15 protein-coding genes are annotated in these 18,454 nt (G+C 67.7%); 7 read left to right on the forward strand and 8 right to left on the reverse strand.

Annotated features, from left to right (window positions below):
* Positions 1-45: 45 nt before the first annotated feature.
* The 3 genes from pstA to pstS all read right to left on the reverse strand — a co-directional run bounded on the left by pstA (position 46) and on the right by pstS (position 3,355).
* Positions 46-1,155, reverse strand: a complete 1,110-nt coding sequence (pstA, locus tag AC50YM_RS01800; protein WP_494955287.1) for a phosphate ABC transporter permease PstA — start codon at positions 1,153-1,155, stop codon at positions 46-48.
* On the reverse strand, positions 1,156-2,088 hold the full coding sequence (gene pstC, locus AC50YM_RS01805; RefSeq protein WP_494955288.1) for a phosphate ABC transporter permease subunit PstC: 933 nt from the start codon (positions 2,086-2,088) through the stop codon (positions 1,156-1,158).
* Positions 2,089-2,236: 148 nt separating this feature from the next.
* Positions 2,237-3,355, reverse strand: coding sequence for a phosphate ABC transporter substrate-binding protein PstS (gene pstS / locus AC50YM_RS01810; protein WP_494955289.1), 1,119 nt, complete (start codon positions 3,353-3,355; stop codon positions 2,237-2,239).
* A gap of 254 nt (positions 3,356-3,609) precedes the next feature.
* Here pstS and AC50YM_RS01815 point away from each other — a divergent pair, with 254 nt between their 5' ends.
* The 5 genes from AC50YM_RS01815 (at position 3,610) to AC50YM_RS01835 (ending at position 8,806) form a co-directional block, all read left to right on the forward strand.
* A complete protein-coding gene (locus AC50YM_RS01815) occupies positions 3,610-4,737 on the forward strand; it encodes an FUSC family protein (RefSeq protein ID WP_494955290.1) in 1,128 nt (375 codons plus the stop codon).
* A 63-nt stretch (positions 4,738-4,800) separates the two neighbouring features.
* Positions 4,801-6,174: a DNA repair protein RadA gene (gene radA, locus AC50YM_RS01820; RefSeq protein ID WP_494955291.1), complete on the forward strand. Its 1,374-nt coding sequence runs from the start codon at positions 4,801-4,803 to the stop codon at positions 6,172-6,174.
* A gap of 132 nt (positions 6,175-6,306) precedes the next feature.
* Positions 6,307-6,621 carry an SHOCT domain-containing protein gene (locus AC50YM_RS01825; RefSeq protein WP_494955292.1) on the forward strand — a complete coding sequence of 105 codons (315 nt, stop codon included), beginning with the start codon at positions 6,307-6,309 and terminating at the stop codon, positions 6,619-6,621.
* Positions 6,621-8,138, forward strand: coding sequence for a multicopper oxidase family protein (locus tag AC50YM_RS01830; RefSeq protein WP_494955293.1), 1,518 nt, complete (start codon positions 6,621-6,623; stop codon positions 8,136-8,138). Before AC50YM_RS01825 ends, AC50YM_RS01830 begins: the two co-directional genes overlap by 1 nt.
* A gap of 32 nt (positions 8,139-8,170) precedes the next feature.
* A complete protein-coding gene (locus tag AC50YM_RS01835) occupies positions 8,171-8,806 on the forward strand; it encodes a class I SAM-dependent methyltransferase (RefSeq protein ID WP_494955294.1) in 636 nt (211 codons plus the stop codon).
* Between the two features lie 97 nt (positions 8,807-8,903).
* Here the strand turns inward: AC50YM_RS01835 and AC50YM_RS01840 are convergent, their stop codons facing one another.
* Together AC50YM_RS01840 and AC50YM_RS01845 are read right to left on the reverse strand one after the other, a co-directional pair.
* Positions 8,904-10,115, reverse strand: coding sequence for a fatty acid desaturase family protein (locus AC50YM_RS01840; RefSeq protein WP_494955295.1), 1,212 nt, complete (start codon positions 10,113-10,115; stop codon positions 8,904-8,906).
* A 13-nt stretch (positions 10,116-10,128) separates the two neighbouring features.
* On the reverse strand, positions 10,129-11,202 hold the full coding sequence (locus AC50YM_RS01845) for a ferredoxin reductase (RefSeq protein WP_494955296.1): 1,074 nt from the start codon (positions 11,200-11,202) through the stop codon (positions 10,129-10,131).
* Positions 11,203-11,300: 98 nt separating this feature from the next.
* On the opposite strand from AC50YM_RS01845, the gene AC50YM_RS01850 reads away from it, so the two are divergent.
* Complete coding sequence (locus AC50YM_RS01850; protein WP_494955297.1) at positions 11,301-12,503, forward strand: PucR family transcriptional regulator; 1,203 nt, start codon at positions 11,301-11,303, stop codon at positions 12,501-12,503.
* Between the two features lie 145 nt (positions 12,504-12,648).
* On the opposite strand, the gene AC50YM_RS01855 is transcribed toward AC50YM_RS01850, so the two are convergent.
* Positions 12,649-14,007: a GAF domain-containing serine/threonine-protein kinase gene (locus tag AC50YM_RS01855; RefSeq protein ID WP_494955298.1), complete on the reverse strand. Its 1,359-nt coding sequence runs from the start codon at positions 14,005-14,007 to the stop codon at positions 12,649-12,651.
* Between the two features lie 202 nt (positions 14,008-14,209).
* Entirely contained in the window at positions 14,210-15,823 is a 1,614-nt protein-coding gene (locus tag AC50YM_RS01860; RefSeq protein ID WP_494955299.1) for a peptide chain release factor 3, read from the reverse strand.
* Between the two features lie 446 nt (positions 15,824-16,269).
* On the opposite strand from AC50YM_RS01860, the gene disA reads away from it, so the two are divergent.
* Positions 16,270-17,346: a DNA integrity scanning diadenylate cyclase DisA gene (gene disA, locus AC50YM_RS01865; protein WP_494955300.1), complete on the forward strand. Its 1,077-nt coding sequence runs from the start codon at positions 16,270-16,272 to the stop codon at positions 17,344-17,346.
* Between the two features lie 94 nt (positions 17,347-17,440).
* On the opposite strand, the gene AC50YM_RS01870 is transcribed toward disA, so the two are convergent.
* Entirely contained in the window at positions 17,441-18,214 is a 774-nt protein-coding gene (locus tag AC50YM_RS01870) for a hypothetical protein (protein WP_494955301.1), read from the reverse strand.
* Positions 18,215-18,454 lie beyond the last annotated feature (240 nt).

Consider the following 18,454-nt stretch of genomic DNA (forward strand, 5'->3'; position numbering starts at 1 on the left):
CACTTGCTGGAGGTACGGGCTGAAGATTTGGGTCGCCGGTGCTGGCTAGCGGCCGGTCTTGGGGGCGAAGGCGCGGGCGATCAGGCGTGCGCCGAAGTTGAGCAGCATCACCAGGATGATGAGCACCAGGGCCGCACCCCAGGCACGCTGGGAGGACGGGTCCGGGTTGGACGGCGAGGTGGGGTTGAGGATCTGCGAGTAGATAAACGTTGGCAGCGAGGCCATCCATCCGGAGAACACGTTGGTATTGATCGAGGTCGCGAAGCCGGCGGTGACCAGGATCGGCGCGGTCTCGCCGATCACCCGGGCGATCGCGAGCGTGACGCCGGAGGCGATGCCGGAGATCGCCGTCGGGATGACCACTTTGAGGATGGTCCGCCATTTACGGACGCCGAGGGCGTAGGCGGCCTCGCGGAGTTCGTTCGGAACGATTTTGAGCATTTCCTCGCTGGAGCGCACCACGACGGGGATCATCAGGACGGAGAGGGCGACGGCGGCGACGGCGCCGGTTTTGGTGCCCGGTCCCACGACCGCGAAGAAGAACGCCGCTGCGAACAAGCCCGCCACGATCGAGGGGATGCCGGTCATGACGTCCACGAAGAACGTGATGGCGCGGGCCAGCGGGCGGTCGTTCCCGTATTCCACCAGGTAGATGGCGGTCAGCAGGCCCACAGGGACTGAGATGACCGTCGCGACCAGGGTGATCTGCAGGGTACCCATGAGGGCGTGGTAGATGCCCCCGACCACTGGGGTCCCCTCCTCGACGCTCTTGTTGTCAAAGGCGCCCGTGACGCCATTCATCGATGTGGACAGGAAGCCGGGGTCCGTAAGCCCGGGCAGTCCGTTGACCAGCACCGTCCAGATCACGGAGATCAGCGGCAGCAGGGCAACCAGGAACGAACCCACGACGAGGCAGCTGGCCAGTTTGTCCTTGGCGCGGCGCGAACCCTCCACAACGGCGCTCCAGCCGACCAGGCCGACGGCAAAGAGGATGGCGGAGACGATTCCCCAGCCGAAGGCATTGAAGCCGATCAAGGCGAGGATGGCCGCACCAAAAATCAGCGCGATGGCCAGCACGAGGTAGGGGGCCCACTTCGGCAGCTGGCCCTTGGTGAGGGCCGAGCGCTTCTGCACGGGAGTCAGGGTGGAGGTCATTTAGTTGGCTCCCGAGAATTCTTTGTGCCGGGTGATGATCCACCGGGCAATCATGTTCACGCCGAGGGTGATGACGAACAGGACCAGGCCTGCCGCGATCAGGGTGCTGACCTGGAGCCCGCTTGCCTCGGGGAAGTTCAGCGCGATTTCGGCGGCGATGGTCTGGTTGCCGGACTGGATCAGGCTGGCGGTGAGGGCGCCGGAGGACAGCACGAGCGCGACGGCCATGGTTTCGCCCAGGGCGCGGCCCAGGCCCAGCATGACGGCGCTGACTATGCCCGGCCGGGCAAAGGGAAGCACCGCCATCCGGATCATTTCCCAGCGGGTGGCTCCGAGGGCCAGCGCGGCTTCTTCGTGCAGCTTGGGGGTCTGCAGGAAGATTTCGCGGGCGAGGGACGTGATGATGGGCAGGACCATGACGGACAGGACGATTCCAGCGGTCAGGATCGTCTTGCCGGTGGCGGAGGCGGGGCCCTGGAAGATCGGCAGCCAGCCCATGTTGTCGGCAAGCCAGTTGTAGGCCGGCGAGATTTCCTTCGCCAGGAAGGCCGCACCCCAGGCTCCGTAAACCACCGACGGAATGGCGGCCAGCAGGTCGATCACGTAGCCGAGGCCCGAGGCGAGCTGTCGCGGGGCGAAGTGCGAGATGAACAGCGCGACGCCGATGGCCACCGGAGTGGCGATTGCCAGGGCGATTGCGGCCGCGATGAGCGTGCCGATAACGATCGGCCAGATGTAGGCGAAGAACCCTTCGCCGCCCTGGATCTTGTCAGGGGCGGCCACGAGGGCGGGGAACGCCTGGACAACGAGGAAGAGCGCCACGCCGAAGAGCACAGCCAGAATCAGGCACCCTGCGGCCAGGGTGGCTGCGGAGAAGACTTTGTCTCCGGCGCGGCCTGCGCCCCGTGACGAGGTCAGGGAGGTGGTGGTCACTTCAGGGTCCTTCAGCTTCGAATCTTTTGGTACTTCGGACAAAACGCTCAGGTTCCCTGCCCCGCCAGACGGTCAGTGACCGCCTGGTCGGGACAGGGAACCTGGTTCAGGCTGGTGTTTCCACTATGCCTTGCTGAGGACGTTAGCCCTAGGCCTTGACCTTGATGGACTCGATGGCCTTGAGGGCCTTGTCCTGAAGGGTCTTGGACAGCGGGGCCGACTTGGCAGCATCGGCGGCAGTCTTCTGGCCTGCCTCGGAGACTACGTAGTTTTCGAAAGCCTTGACCAGGTCAACGGTTTCTTTGGAGTCGTAGGTGCTGCAGACGACGTGGTAGGAAACCAGGACGACCGGGTAGGCGCCGGCCATGGTCGTCTTGCGGTCCAGCTTGATCGCGACGTCGTTGGCTTTGCGGCCTTCAACGGGCGCACCGGCTTCGACTGCCTTGGAGGCCGCCTCAGCTGAGATCTTCACGAATTCGGTGCCGACCTTGATCTGGGCGGTGCCGAGCTTCCCGCTGACGGCGGAGTCGTCGGCGTAGGTCACGGCGCCCGGGGTGTCGGTGACGGTCTTGACTACACCGGAAGTGCCCTTGGCGTTCTCACCCTGGAGGGTTGCGGGCCAGATGCCGGCGGCCTTGTCGGTCCATGCCTCGGGCGCTGCAGCGGCCAGGTACTCGGTGAAGTTGGTCGTGGTGCCGGAGTCATCGGAGCGGTTGACCGGGGTGACGGCCAGGTCCGGGAGCGTGACGCCCGCGTTCAGGGCGGCGATCGCGGGATCGTTCCACTTGGCGATTTCGCCGCGGAAGATCTTGGCAACGGTGACGGCGTCGAGGTTCAGTTCCTTGATGTCGGGCAGGTTGAAGGCCACCGCGATCGGGGAGATGTAAACCGGGATGTTGAGGGCACCGTCGGGGCCGCACTTGGCCTGCGAGCTGACGACTTCCTCGTCCTTCAGGTAGGCATCGGAGCCGGCGAACTGGGCCGAGCCGTCAATGATGGCCTTCCGTCCTGCGCCGGAGCCGTCCGGGGAGTACTGCACCGTTGCGCCCGGGTTCGCGGACGTGAAACCGGCCTTCCAGGCATCCATCGCTGCGCCGGTCGATGAGGCACCGATACCCGTCAGCGTGCCGGTGACCTTGGGGCCCGACGCGGTGGTGCTGGCGGGAGCGGTGTTCGTAGCGTTGTCCGAACCACAAGCGGTAAGCGCGAGAGCGCCGGCTGCGATAACAGCGAGTGCCGCGTGGCGGCCGAAGCGGAGTGCCTTCACTAGATGTACCCCTTCCAGGGATTTTCTATGCGTGCCGGGCCGGAGAAGGGCCGGGCAGGGGATGCGTACGGTTTGTACCTTTATTGAATTTAGGTGCCCCAGATGAAGAGAATTGCCGTCCAGGGTTAACGCACGGTTAACGACGCGCGGACATTGGCTTACAACCACCGGGTTCCTATTGCGTTACCTGCGTCACGTCCGTAGTGATTGTGGCGCGTCCAGCACCGGCAGACCGAACAAATAGACTGGTGCGCATGGCCCCCGCTAATGGACTCTCCGCAAGCGCCCGTTTCCTGCGCGGGCGGGTCCGCACCGGACTGGTCCGAAGCCGGAACTCCCTCCTGCCGGCCGTTCAGATGACCGCCTGCGCAGTCGGCGCTTATGCGTTCGCCGAGAACGTTCTGGGCCACAGCGGACCGCTCTTCGCCGCCACCTCCTCACTCATCTCGCTGGGCTTTTCCCGCGACCCCCGGCTCCGCCGCGTGATCGAGGTGGGCCTGGGCTGCACCATCGGCATCGTGGTGGGCGACCTGCTGCTGCACTGGCTGGGCCCCGGGCTCTGGCAGGCCGCCGTCGTGCTGCTCTTCTCGATCCTGCTGGCGCGCTTCCTGGACAGCGGCACGATCTTCACCACCCAGCTCGGGCTGCAGTCGCTGCTGGTGGTGCTGCTGCCGGCTCCGGCCGAGGGTCCGTTCACCCGCAGCATCGACGCCGTCGTGGGCGGCGTGTTCGCCCTGCTGGTGACGTTCCTGGTTCCGAAGGACCCGCGCCGGGAACCCCGCAACGACGTCAAGAAGCTGCTGCACGAATTCGCCGAGGTGCTGCGCGAGTGCGCCTCCGCGCTGAGCTACAGCGACTCGACCCAGGCCTGGCATGCGCTCATCCGTGGGCGGAACTGCCAGCCGCTCGTTGATTCCATGCGGCAGACCCTCCGAAGTTCCGGGGAGGTGGCGACCCTGGCGCCCGCCTACCGCCGGCACCGGGACGAGCTGGACCAGATGGCGCAGTCGCTGGACTACATCGATCTCGCGCTGCGCAACAGCCGCGTCTTTGCCCGCCGGCTGACCAGCGCCATCAACCATGCGGCGCTGTCCGACGACGCCACGCAGAACATCGCCGACGTCCTGCAGGACACGGCCGACGCCGTTGACGAGCTCTCGCTGGGCCTGGCAGAGGTGCACGACGGCGTCCGCCGCACGCACATGAGGACGGCGCGGGCGGAGCTGCGGGAAGTCGCCGGCCGGCTGCATCCGCGGCTGCTGGACGTGCAGCGGCTTGAGGGCGAGACCGTGGTTATGCTGTTCCGTCCGCTGATCGTGGACCTGCTCGAGGCGGCCGGGGTCGATTCCCGGGAAGCCCGGGACATCCTGCCGCCGCTGTAGATGCCGTGGGGCGGGAGCGTGGTTGTCACTTTTGTAGTCGCCGGGCGCGGATAGGGTGGAGCGATGGCTACCAAGACTTCCCGGACCTCCAAGGCGCCGGGCTACAAATGCGCCGAGTGCGGCTGGACCACGGCCAAGTGGGTGGGCCGCTGCGGCGAGTGCCAGGCCTGGGGAAGCGTGGAGGAAACCGGCGGCGCCGTGGCGCGCACGACGGCGGCTTCCGCGGTGCTGGAGCCAGCCCGCCGGATCTCGGAGGTGGATGCGACGTCCGCGGCCTTCCTGCCGACCGGCGTGGACGAACTGGACCGGGTGCTCGGCGGCGGGCTGGTTCCCGGCGCCGTGATCCTGCTGGCGGGGGAACCCGGCGTCGGCAAATCGACCCTCCTGCTGGACGTTGCCGCCAAGTTTGCCCGCACCGCGCAGGACGTCCTCTACATCACCGGCGAGGAATCCGCCGCCCAGGTCAAGCTCCGCGCCGACCGGATCGACGCCGTCGCCGAATCGCTGTACCTCTCCGCCGAAACAGACCTCGGCCAGGCCCTGGGCCAGGTGGAGAAGCTTGAGCCGCGCCTGCTGATCGTGGACTCCGTGCAGACGCTGAGCAGCGCCGACGTCGAGGGCAGCGCCGGCGGCGTCTCGCAGGTCCGCGAGGTCGCAGCTTCCCTGATCGCCGCGGCCAAACGCCGCAATATGACCACCCTGCTGGTGGGGCATGTAACCAAGGACGGTTCCATCGCCGGGCCACGGCTGCTTGAGCACCTCGTGGACGTGGTGTGCCAGTTCGAGGGCGAGCGCCACTCCCGGCTGCGGCTGCTGCGGGCGGTGAAGAACCGCTACGGCCCCACCGACGACGTCGGCTGCTTCGACCTGAACGAGGACGGCATCGTGGGCCTGGCCGATCCGAGCGGTTTGTTCGTTTCCCGGACCAAGGAACCGGTGTCCGGAACCTGCATCACGGTCACCCTCGAGGGGCGCCGGCCGCTGCTGGCGGAGGTGCAGTCGCTGCTGGCCGAAAGCGCCAACGCGCAGCCCCGCCGGGCCACCAGCGGACTGGACAGTTCCCGGGTGGCAATGCTGCTGGCCGTGCTGCAGCAGCGGGCCGGCTGCCTGCTGAACAAGGACGATTCCTACGTGGCAACGGTGGGCGGCGTGAAACTCAGCGAGCCCGCCACGGACCTCGCCGTCGCGCTGGCCGTGGCATCGGCGAAGGCCAGGAAACCCCTGCCGCAGCGGCTCATCGCTTTCGGCGAAGTCGGCCTGGCCGGCGAGGTCCGCCCGGTGCCCGGCATCAACCAGCGGATCCACGAAGCGCACCGGCTGGGATTCACCCACGCCGTGGTGCCCGCCAGCCCGAACGGCCCGGGGCCGGTGCCCGCGGGCTTCTCCGTGCGGGAAATCGGACACCTGACCGAGGCCCTGGACCTGCTGATCGGCTGAGCTTGGCTTCGCGGGACCTGCTGATCGGCTGAGCTCGGTTTCACGCCTCAAAAGGCGACTTAGGACTCTAGCACCGCCCCGGCTTTCGGCGGATGATGGGACCAGAACGGTCGCCCACGGAGGAGATCTGCCATGATGGGACGCTACGGAGACGGCTTCGGCTGGATGTGGCTCTGGGGTTTGCTGCTGCTGGTCGGAATCGCGGTCCTGGTACTGCTCGCGGTCCGGCTGGTCACCGGCGGGGCCAGCCGCGGTCCCGCCCAATCCGGACGGGCCGGCGGCTATGGCGCGCCGCCCTATGGCCAGCCGGGGGCTCCCCCTGGCGGCCCCGGATTCCCGGGCGGAAAAAGCCAGGCCCGGCTGATCCTGGATGAGCGCTTCGCGAGGGGCGAACTCAGCGCGGACCAGTACCGCGAGAACCTGAAAGTCCTCGGCGAGGGGACCTGATGCGGCCGGTCAGCCGCCGCGACGCGCTGCTCCTGGGCGGCCTGGGCACGGCGGCCACGGTGGCGGGCGGCGCCGGGCTGTGGTGGGCCTTGGCTTCCACGGACCGGACCGGCGGCGCAGGTGCCGGGTTGGATCCCGGACGCGGTCCCGGGCAGCGCAACCCGGCGGCAGGCCAGGATCTGCGCAGCCCGGCCGAGCTTCGCAGCACGGACGGCAGGCTGCAGGTCACCCTCGACGCCGCACGCGCACCCGTGGAACTCGGCGGCCGGCGGGCCAACCCGCTCTGTTACAACGGGACCCTCCCGGGCCCAACCCTCCGCCTGCGGCCGGGCGATGAGCTCGCCATCAGGCTAGAGAACCACCTCGCCGAAGTCACGAACCTGCACGTCCACGGCCTGCACGTGACCCCGGAAGGCAACGGCGACAATGTGTTCCTCGCAGTCCTGCCCGGCACCGGCTACGACTACAGCTACAAGCTGCCGTCCAACCACCCGCCGGGCGTTTACTGGTACCACCCGCATCACCACGGCCTGGTCGCAGGGCAGATTTTCGCCGGACTGTTCGGGGCGCTCATCGTGGAAGACCCCGAAGCCATCCCGGTAAGCACCGAACGGGTGCTGCTGGTTTCGGACACCACTCTGGACCGCAGGGGCAACATCTCCGCCGTGTCGCCAATGGAGCGGATGGCCGGCCGGGAAGGTGACCTGCTGCTGCTGAACGGGCAGGACAGCCCCCTTCTGACGGCCCGCCCCGGGGAACGGGAACGGTGGCGGATCATCAACACCTGCGTGGCCCGCTACCTCCGGCTCCGGCTGGATGGCCAGCGGCTGCAGCTGCTCGGCATGGATTCCGGGCAGTCGGCCGATCCCCAAGCCGTGGACGAGCTCCTGCTCGCGCCGGGCAACCGGGCGGACCTGCTGATGACCGCCGCGGCCAACGAATCGGTGTTGCGGGCCTTCCCTTATGACCGCGGCGGCATGCCCGGAATGATGGGGCGGGGACCGGCCTCCGCCAGCGGGTCGGCAGCCCTGGCGGTGCTGCGGGTCGACGGCGAATCCGCCATTCCGCCCGGGGGCGTTCCGTCCCGGCCCGTCCCCGAGGACCTCCGCACTGCCGCCGTCGCCGCACGCCGGCAGATCGTCCTGGCAGCGGGCGCGGGGTCCGGAGGGATGGGCGGCGGAATGGGCGGCATGATGCGGTTCACCATCAACGGCCGCGAATACGACGAAACCCGCACCGACACCACCGTCGCAGCCGGCACCGTGGAGGAATGGACATTGGTCAACACCAGCCCGATGGACCACCCCTTCCACCTGCACGTGTGGCCGATGCAGCTCATCGACGACAACGGCCAGGCCGTCAGTTCCGTGGTCCTGCGGGACGTGGTGAACGTGCGGGCCAACGGGCGCGTCACGGTCAGGATCGCATTCCGCGACTTCAGTGGCCGTTCGGTCTACCACTGCCACATCCTGGATCACGAGGACCTCGGGATGATGAGCGTGATCGAGGTCAAATGATGTCCCCCCACGTGGACGGGCGGAAGGAACCCATGCCGGAGGACACTCCCCGCCCTCCCTCGTTCGGGAAATCGTTCGCACGGGTGGGGCCGCGGATGGACGCCCGCGGGGCAGCGGAGCACCGCCGGCGCCTCGTGGCAGCGGCGCACGGCGTCGTCGTCGAGATCGGAGCGGGCTACGGGGCCAGCTTCGCGCATTATCCGACCGCGGTGACGGGTGTGCTTGCCCTCGAGCCGGACCCCACACTTCGGGAGCTCGCGCTTGCCGCCGCCAGGCAGGCGCCGGTGCCGGTCACCGTAGAGGACGGCGTGGCGGAATCGCTGCCGGTCGCGGACGGCTCGGTGGACGTCGTCGTTTCCAGCCTGGTCCTGTGCAGCGTGGCGGACCAGTCCGTTGCGCTGGCGGAGGTGGTCCGGGTCCTGCGGCCGGGCGGCCAGCTGCTGTTCTACGAGCACGTCCGCTCGGCACACCCCGTGCTCGGCCTGGCCGAAGACCTGGTCACGCCGTTGTGGAGCCGGCTGGCAGGCGGATGCCACCCGAACCGGAACACCACCGCCATGGTCGCCCGGGCGGGCCTCACGGTGCAGGCCCTGGAGCGCTTCGGTTTTTCGGTGCTCCCCGGCAACCCGCGGCTGGCCCACGTTCTCGGGGTGGCCCGCAAGCCCTGAGCCCGGGCGCGCAATCCAGCCCGGGCATACAAAAGGGGCGCCTGCCCCCTGGCAGACGCCCCTGCGTCAATCAGTCAGACCGGTTTGAGCCCGGCGTCTAGGCCTTTTTGGGCGGCAGCGCGAGCCTGAAGACCTTGGCCCAGGTGGAGCCGACCTGCTTCCAGATCGGGCCGGTGGTGTAGGTCAGGCCGTAGCGCTTGCAGATTTCCTGCACCTTGGGCGCCACCTCGGCGTAGCGGTTGGACGGAATGTCCGGGAAGAGGTGGTGCTCGATCTGGTGCGAGAGATTGCCCGTCATCAGGTGCATGAATTTGGACCCGGAGATGTTGGCGGAGCCAATCATCTGCCGGACGTACCAGTCGCCACGGGTCTCGCCTTCGACCATTTCCTCGGTGAAGGTGTCCGTGCCGTCGGGGAAGTGCCCGCAGAAAATCACCGCGTGGGCCCAGACGTTGCGGACCGCGTTGGCGGTCAGGGTGCCGTACAGTGCCTGCTTGCCGGAACCGGTCAGCATGGCGACGGCGGGAGTGGCGGCGTAGTCCTTGGTGAACTGTGTGAGGGCCTTGCGGCCCAGGGCCTTGAGGTCCTTGACCAGGGCCTCCTTGGACTTCTTGCCCTGCTTGAAGTCCTCCAGCTCGAGGTCGTAGATCGCGATGCCCCATTCGAAGACCGGGGCCAGCAGCGCGTTGTAGAGCGGGTTGCCCAGGTTGAAGGGCTTCCACTCCTGGTCCGGGTCCATCCGCAGCAGGTTGTACCCGACGTCGTTGTCCTTGCCGATGACGTTGGTCCAGCGGTGGTGCAGGTCGTTGTGGGTGTGCTGCCAGGCGCGCGAAGGGGTGACGAAGTCCCACTCCCAGGTGGTGGAGTGGATGTCCGGGTCCCGCATCCAGTCCCACTGGCCGTGCAGGATGTTGTGCCCAAGCTCCATGTTCTCCAGGATCTTGGCAAAACTGAGCAGCGCGGTGCCGGCAACCCAGGCAGCCTTGTGCTTGCTGACCAGCAGGGTGGCACGGCCTGAGATCTCCAGTCCGCGCTGGATCTTGATCATCCGGCGGATGTAGGCAGCATCGGACGCGCCGCGCTTGGCGAGGATATCGTCCTTGATGGCGTCGAGTTCGCGGCCCAGTTCGGCGACCTGCTCGTCGGAGAGGTGCGCGGCCGATGGCGGACGCAGCGTCGGGCTGCCGAATTCGGCGAGTGCGCCCGGCCGCGTCTTTACGGGAGCGGGCGCCTTGGCTGAAACGGCGCCGGATGCTGCGGCCGTAGCGCCTTCGTCGGAAACGTCTGGCTTGTCGGAAACAATCGTCATGCTCTGGTACTCCTCAGATGTCGAGGTTTACGGGTCCGGCGGCTGCCGAGACACACGTTTGGATTAGTTGACCGGGCTCGCCATGGACTTCGTCCGTGCGCAGGTCACGAACCTGTCCGGCCCGGAGTGGGGTTAGGCAACTGTGGCAGATGCCCATCCGGCAGCCGCTGGGCATCAGCACGCCGGCGTCCTCGCCCACGTCGAGCAGCGAAGTGTCGCCGTCGGCTTCGACCTCGCGGTCCGAGGCCTCAAAGCTGACCAGGCCGCCGTCGTGCCCTGCGCCGCCGGCCAGCTTGGTGCTGAAGCGCTCGATGGTGAGGGTCGAGTCCGCGGCGGGTCCGGCGGTTTCGGTCTCCGCCGCCCACAGCGCCTCGGCGTCGTCCAGGAAGCTCTCCGGGCCGCAGGCGTAGGCGGCGCGCTCGCGCCAGTCGGGGCAAAGCTGTTCCAGCGCGGCAACGGAGCTGAAGTCCAGCCGGCCGCGTTCGCCGGTGAACCAGTGGATAACCCGGAAGTTGGGAAACTGGTCCGCCAGTTCCGCCAGTTCCTCGAGGAAGATGGCGTTATCCGGGGTCCGGGCGGTGTGGATGAGGACGACGTCGGAGTCCGGGCGGTGCGGGACAAGCGTGCGGATCATCGACATCACCGGGGTGATCCCGCTGCCGGCGGTGAGCATCAGCAGGGGCCGCGGGTGCTCCGGGAGGACGAAGTCGCCCTGCGGCGGCGCCAGGAAGAGCACGTCGCCGGGCTTCGTGTTGCGCACGAGAGTCCCCGAGACAGCACCCATGTCACTGACGGTGATGGCCGGGTCTTCGCCGGCGGGCGCGCTGAGCGAGTACGACCGCCAGTGGCGGACGCCGTCGAGTTCGACGCCGATACGGGCCCACTGGCCGGCAAGGTGTGCTTGCCAGCCGCGGCCAGGACGGAAGAAAATGGTGGCGGAATCGGCCGTTTCTGGAACCACCCGGGTAACCACGCCGCGCAACTGGCGGGCGGAAAACACAGGATTGAACAGCGACAGAATGTCTTCTGGAGCCAGTGGGGTGGTCAGTACAGATGCGGCGCGCGCCAGCTTACGGAGCCGGATCATTTATCAAGCGTATGTCAGATTGGGTCATACTTCTTCATTCAAGGCATACGATCGACTCAAAGAAACTGTCTCCCCGCAACAACTTAATGGAAGCCGACATGAACGCCTCGCCCGCCAGCCCTTCCGCCTCCCCCGCCCACGACCCTCCGTGGCTGGCCCTGCCGCGTGAGGTCAGCGACATGCTCCGGCCGATGATGCCCGGCATTGTCGAGGCGATCATCGACGCCGTGCCGCAGCTTGTGCCGGCCTACGCCCGCCCGATCGAGGGCCGCTTCGGGCGGGGGCTGCGCCGCGGCGTGGCGGCCGCACTGGACCGCTTCCTGCAGCTGCCCGGAACCCGGCTGCCCGCCCTGTCGGAGGAGAGCAGGCAACTTGTGGCCGGGCTGGGTAGCGGCGAGTTCCGGCAGGGCCGGAGCATGGATGCGCTGCTGAGTGCCTACCGGATGGGCGCCCGTGTCACCTTCCGCGAGATGTCCAGGGTGTCCGTGGAACACCATCTGGGCCAGAGCGTGGTGGTGGACCTGGGCGAATCGATTCTGGCGTACATCGACGAACTGTCCGCCGTCAGCGCCGAGGCGTATGCCTTCGAACAGTCGGAACGGGCCGGCGCGGTGGACCGGCGGCGCACCGAACTGCTTGACCTGCTGCTGCTGGGGCAGGCGGATGAGGCGGCCCTGCGCCAGACGGCGGCGATGGCTGACTGGGCCCTGCCGCAGCGGATGGTGGTGGTGACCCTGCCGATCGACCGGTCCGCGGGGCTGCGGCTCCGGCTGGGGCCAGGGACGCTGGTCATCGAGCGTGAGACCGATGCCGTGGCCCTGGTTCCGGCGCGGAGGGGCAAGACCGCACGGGCGGAACTGGAAAAGGCGCTGCGCGGCCGCGGGGCGGCCGTGGGACCGGCCGGTGACTGGGGAAAGGTCCCCGATTCACTGCGTCTGGCAGTGCTCGCGGCCTCGGCGCTGCCACCCCGGGAAGGTCCTGAGGACCCGCCGATCTGGGCCGACGAGCACCTGGCCGAGGTGATCCTCGGGGCGGAGCCTGTCGCTATCGCGGAACTGGCCAGCCGCCGCCTGGCGCCGCTGGAAGGGCTCCGGCCGGCCCAGCGCGAGCGGCTGGCGGAAACACTGCTGTCGTGGCTGCGGAACTGGGGCCAGCGCGCCCCAGTCGCGGCCGAGCTCGGAATCCACCCGCAGACCGTGGGTTACCGGGCGGCGCAGCTGCGCGAACTGTTCGGCGACGCGCTGGAGGACCCCCAGGCCAGGTTCGAACTTGAACTGGCGCTCCACGCCGGCCGGCGTTAAACACGGCCGGCGTTAAACAGAGCAGGTGTTAAACAGAGCAGGTGTTAAACAGAGCAGGCGTTAAACAGAGCAGGCGTTAAGCAGAGCCGGCGTTAAACACGGCCGGCGCGCGAAGCGCAGCCGGCGTCCCCGCCGTCGACTCCGGCTAACCGGCGATCGCTTCCCGGCTCTGCAGCCGCAGCTCCAGGTCGTTCATCACGATCGCGGCCAGGTCCTGCAGCGTCCGGGTGTCCTCGGCGCTGAACTCCCGCGGCTCCCGGTCCAGAATGCAGAACGTGCCCAGGTTGTAGCCGTCCGGGGTGCGCAGCGGGACCCCGGCGTAGAACTGCAGGCCGAACTCGCCCGCCACCAGCGGGTTGGCAAGGGTGCGGGGATCCTTTGTGGCGTCCTCAACAACCCAGACGTCGTCCTGCAGGATCGCGGAGGCGCACAGTCCCGGATCGCGGCCGATCTCGCTGACCCCGGTGCCGTGATGGGCTTTGAACCAGATCCGGTCATGATCCACCACGCTGACGATCGCCACCGGCACCGAGAACATCCGGGCCGCGAGGCCCGCGATCCGGTCGAAGGCGCCGTCCGCAGGCGTGTCGAGGATCCGGTAGCGGTCCACCGCACGCATCCGGCCTTCCTCAGCCACGGTGCTCGCAGCCTGGTCCCGGCGGTGCCGGGCAGCGCCGTTGATGACTTCCTGGCGCAGGGCCAGCGAGACTTCACGGGCTGCCGGGCGATCTGCCGGGTCGCGGGCAAGCATGGACGTCAGCAGCGAGGTCCACATCGGGGCGAGCTCTTCGGGGATGTCCGGATCGTGGAGCAGCCGCGCGACGGCGGACTGGACAGGCGCACCGGGGTAGGCCATCTTCCCGGTCAGTCCTTCGAGCAGCACCAGGCCCAGGGAATACACGTCACTCAGCGGCCCGGCGGGCTCGCCGGCAGCCTGCTCCGGGCTCAGGTACGCGGGGGTTCCGGAGGTTCCGCCGTCGTCCGCCACCGGGCCGTGGCCCGTCATGATGGCCACGCCGAAGTCGCTGAGTTTCGCCCGCGGGCGCCGGTCGTCGTTGCTGTAGTCCACCAGCAGGATGTTGGCGGGCTTCACGTCGCGGTGCACGATGCCATAGTGGTGGATGTTGGAGAGTCCATCCGCCAGGTCGTGGCCGATCACCGCCATGTGCGCGGCAGACAGCGGGCCCTCGGCGGCCCGGCTGCGCAGGTCCGGCCCGCGGACCAGTTCCATCACGAGGTAGCTCAGGGGCGCGGCCGGGTCGCTCAGGTCAGCGCCGGCGTCGAACAGGGTCACGAGGGAATGGTGGCTCATCCCGGCGAGGATGCGGATTTCCTGCCCCTGCCGGCGGGTGTGTTCAAGGTCGTCAGCGTCGGCCCGGAACAGCTTGATGGCCACCTGGCGCTGCAGGAGTTCGTCATGGGCGCGGTACACGGTGGACTGGCTGCCCCGGCCAATCAGGCATTCGATCCGGTAGCGCCCGCTCAGCAGGAAGCCTGCTTCCATGCCGGGTTTTCTGTTGTAGTCAGTCAAGCGTGTTCGTTGTCCCTCAGGTGCGGGGCCCGCCAATAGAATCGGGCGGATCAGTCCAGAAAGCCGAAAAATCACGGCGCCAGCAAAGTAGCAAGGTTACTTATGATACCGCGGGAACGGGTTTCCGGACGACCGGCGGCGCAGTTGTTTCTGCCCGGCCCAGGACCGCGGGGCGCTACTTCGCCGGATTGTGCGTGCCGATCGGCAGCAGGGTCAGGTCCGGGTGGTTCTTCTCGATCCGGCGCAGGGCCCAGACGTCGTTGAACAAGGCGAGGTATTCGCCGTCGGAGCGCAGCAGCACCTCGGCTCCGGGGACGGTGGCCAGCGCCGGCATGGCGTCCGCCGTCGAAATCCGGGCGATGGAATAGGGCAGGCGCTCCAGCCGCATCGGTGCGCTGAAATCGTGCGCCATGCGGTCCTCCACCACTTCGAACTGCATGGGGCCGACGGCGGCCAGCACCGGGGCCTGGTCGCCGCGGATGTCCGAGCGGAGCACCTGGATGACTCCCTCGTGCTCCAGCTGTTCGATGCCGCGGCGGAACTGCTTGAAACGGCTCGGGTCCTTGGAGCGGGCCACCTGGAAGTGCTCCGGCGCGAAGAGCGGGATGGCGGGGAACTCCACCGGCTGCTCGAGGAAGAGGCTGTCGCCGACCCGCAGCGAGGACGCGTTCACCAGGCCCACAACGTCACCGGGGAAGGCTTCGTCAATGACCTCGCGTTCCCGGCCGAAGACCTGCTGGGCGTACTTGGTGGCGAACGACTTGCCGGTCCGGCCCTGCGTCACCACCATGCCGCGCTCGAAGATGCCGGAACAGACCCGGATGAACGCGACGTGGTCCCGGTGGGCCTTGTTCATGCCGGCCTGGACCTTGAACACGAAGCCCGAGAAGGGGGCATCGACGGGGCGCGCGTCGCCGTCGACGTCGGGCCGCGGGGCGGCCGGCGGGGCGAAGTCCACGAGGGCGTCGAGGATCTCCTTCACACCGAAGTTCAGCGCGGCGGAGCTGAAGAGGATCGGCGTGGCCTTGCCGGCGTGGAAGGCATCGACGTCGAACTCAAGGTTGGACTCGATGACCAGTCCGGCCTCATCGACGGCGTTGGACCAGTCGTCGCCCTGGCTTGCCGCGGCCTGCTCGGGGGTGAAGTACTCGGTGAGGGCGATCTTGGCGCCGGCGTTGTTGCGCTGGAACTGGGCGAAACGGTCATTGCGCAGGTCCCAGACCCCGCGGAAGTCACCGGAGATCCCCACCGCCCAGGTCAGCGGCATTGGCTGGAGTCCGGTGCGTTCGGTGATCTCGTCCATCAGGGCCAGCGCGTCCAGGCCCGGCCGGTCCCACTTGTTGATCACGGTGATGATCGGCAGGTTGCGCTGCTTGCAGACCTCGAAGAGCTTCATGGTCTGGGTTTCCAGGCCCTTGGCGGCGTCCACCAGCATTACGGCGCAGTCAACGGCGGCCAGCACACGGTAGGTGTCCTCGGAGAAGTCCGCGTGGCCGGGGGTGTCCAGCAGGTTGATCACAGTGTCCCGGTAGGAAAACTGCAGGGCCGCGGAGCTGATCGAGATGCCGCGGTCTTTCTCCATCTGCATCCAGTCCGAGACCGTCTCCTTGCGGTTGGATTTGCCACTGGAGGCACCGGCAGTGCCGATCACCTTCGCGTGCAGCGCGAGTGCCTCGGTGAGCGTTGACTTGCCGGCGTCGGGGTGTGAAATGACCGCGAATGTCCGACGCCGGGCCGCCTGCTTGTGAATCTCCTGGACTCGGGCGGGGCTAAGGACTTCTTGGGACACGGTGCTACTTTCGCTGCGGCTTTGGATGGTTGCGGTCCCGGACCGGCGGTAATCAGGCTGGCCCGGTGGGATCGCTGGTGGTTCTGCTGGGGTTCTGCGGAACTGCTGGGCGTGCTTGCCAATACGCGGCGGCGGCAGCCGACGGTACACCCAAGGCTTCAAGTTTATCCCAGCCCGCGCTGCCTCCGCGATGCGGGAAGAAAGCCAGGGCGGCGCCGGAGCTCAGCCGCGCAAAAACGCCGTTCTGCTGCATCGTCCGCGGGGCCATTCCCCGGGCGTTCCGCGAAGGTTCAGATGGCCCACTTTGGGGCTTGTCCGTGCGGAAGTTGACCTTCTTTGCCTCTACTATGGTGAGAACGGGCAACCGAGTACTTTTGATCCTGCCGGTAACTACTGGAAACCGGCGCACTTGCAGGCTGTGACCTGCACCTTTGAAGGGAAGATCTATGGCTCGGAGCCCTGAAGATTCACTCAAGGCGACCCTGGGCCGGGTGGCACCGGGCACCGCCCTCCGCGACGGTCTGGAGCGTATTCTCCGTGGACGGACCGGCGCCCTAATTGTGCTGGGCATCGACAGGACCATCGAGTCCATCTGCTCCGGCGGCTTCGACATCGGCATCGACTTCTCCCCCACGCGCCTGCGGGAACTGGCCAAAATGGACGGCGCGATCATCTGCGACAAGGACGCCAGCAACATCCTGCGCGCGGCCGTTCAACTGGTCCCGGACTCCAGCATCGAGACCCAGGAGTCCGGCACCCGGCACCGGACCGCGGAGCGTGTTGCCATCCAGACCGGCGTCCCGGTCATCTCGGTCAGCCAGTCCATGCAGATCATCGCCCTCTACGTGAACGGGCTGCGGCACGTCCTGGAGGGCTCGGAAAAGGTCCTGGCCCGGGCCAACCAGGCCCTCGCGACACTGGAGCGCTACCGTTCCCGCCTTGACCAGGTGACCAGTTCGCTCTCGGCCCTGGAAATCGAGGCCATGGTGACAGTCCGCGACGTTGCCGTGACCCTGCAGCGCCAGGAAATGGTCCGCCGGATCTCGGAAGAGATTTCGCAGTATGTGCTGGAACTCGGCGAGGACGGCCGTCTGCTCTCCCTCCAGCTGGACGAGCTCACCGTGGGCCGCGGTCCCGGCAGCGATGTGATCATCCGCGACTACTCCGGGCCTGACACTACCGCCGACGACATCGACAAGGCCGTGAAGGCGCTCGTTAACCTGGGCCCCACCGAGCTGATCGATCTGGGCAAGATAGCCGGAATTGTCGGCTTTTCCGGCGGCGAAGCCAACCTCGACGCCGTCGTCCAGCCGCGCGGACACCGGCTGCTCTCCGGGCTGAAAGCCGTGCCGAAGGCCGTCGCCGACCGCCTGGTCGACCACTTCGGCGGCCTGCAGTTCCTGATGGCCGCCACGATCGATGACCTGATGACGGTGGACGGCATCGGCGACCAGCGCGCCCGGACGGTCCGCGAGGGCCTGAGCCGGATGGCCGAGGCGAGCCTGCTGGACCGGTTCCTCTAACCCCGCTGGAGCAACCCCCTCCATTACCCCGTCGATTGCTCCGCAACCGCCCTTTTGAGCCCTCAAAACGGCGCCTACTCAGCAACCGATGGGGTTAGTTGAGCTGGAACACGGCTTTGGGGCTGGTCTTGTCCGCCAGCCGGGCCGTGAAGACGTAGTACGCGCCGCCGGCTCCCGGTTTGGCGTCGATGAGCTTGCAGCCCTCGACCGAGCGGTTGCGCTCCCAAAGAAAGTTGGCCGTCTCGCTTTGCCCCGGCGCGACGGTCTTTATCAGGTCGGTGGGGTCCGTCTGGCAGTCGGTGGACGAGAAAATCCGGTCCGAGCCGCTCGTGACCAGGAACTCCATCTGCGACGTGCCGATGTTGACCTGGCACGGCACCTTGTTGCCGTTCGTCACCTTGAGCGTAAGCAGCGGGTTTTCCCCGGCAGCGTAGGCGGGCTTGTCGGTGGCGGCCGTCACGGTGACGAGGTTCAGTTCGCAGCCGTTGCCTGTCGGCGACGCCGACGGGGACGCTGAGGCCGTCGTCTCTGGGGCCGGGGCCGGTTGCGTCTCCTGGCCCGACGGAGTCTCTCCTCCGCCGGATCCCGACTGCCCGGCGTTGAGGACGTTTGAGGCAGCGGCGAATCCCCCGAACGCGACGGCGATCACGAGCAGCAGCGCGGCGCCCACGAACAGGCGGCGGCGGCGGTAAACGGGGCTGACCGTTTTCCGGGCAGGCCTTCGGGCAGGCCTGCGCACGGTTTTGCCCGCGGTTTTGGGCCCGGTTTTGCGCGCGGTTGCGCGCGCCGCGCCGCGGTCTGCGGGTGCGCCGCTGCCGGGAACTTTCGGCCGGGAACCCTGCGGTCCGGAATTGTCTTGCCTGCCCATCCTTCTAGGCTAGAGAACCGCGCCGGGGATGCGGCCCTCCCACGCCGCAGGCGCGGTGTGGCCCTCATCTATTACGCCGAATCCCCAGCTAAATCCACCAACTGAATCCACTACGCTGTATCCATCAATGCTCTAGCCGATGCCCCCGCTGTCCCTGCCGCCGCGCGCCCGGGAGAACTTCCCGAACGCTCAGCGCTTGCCGCCCTGCATGAGGCCCTCGCCGGATGGTTCGAGCTCAAC

This window comes from Pseudarthrobacter sp. RHLT1-30-1, from assembly GCF_059383415.1.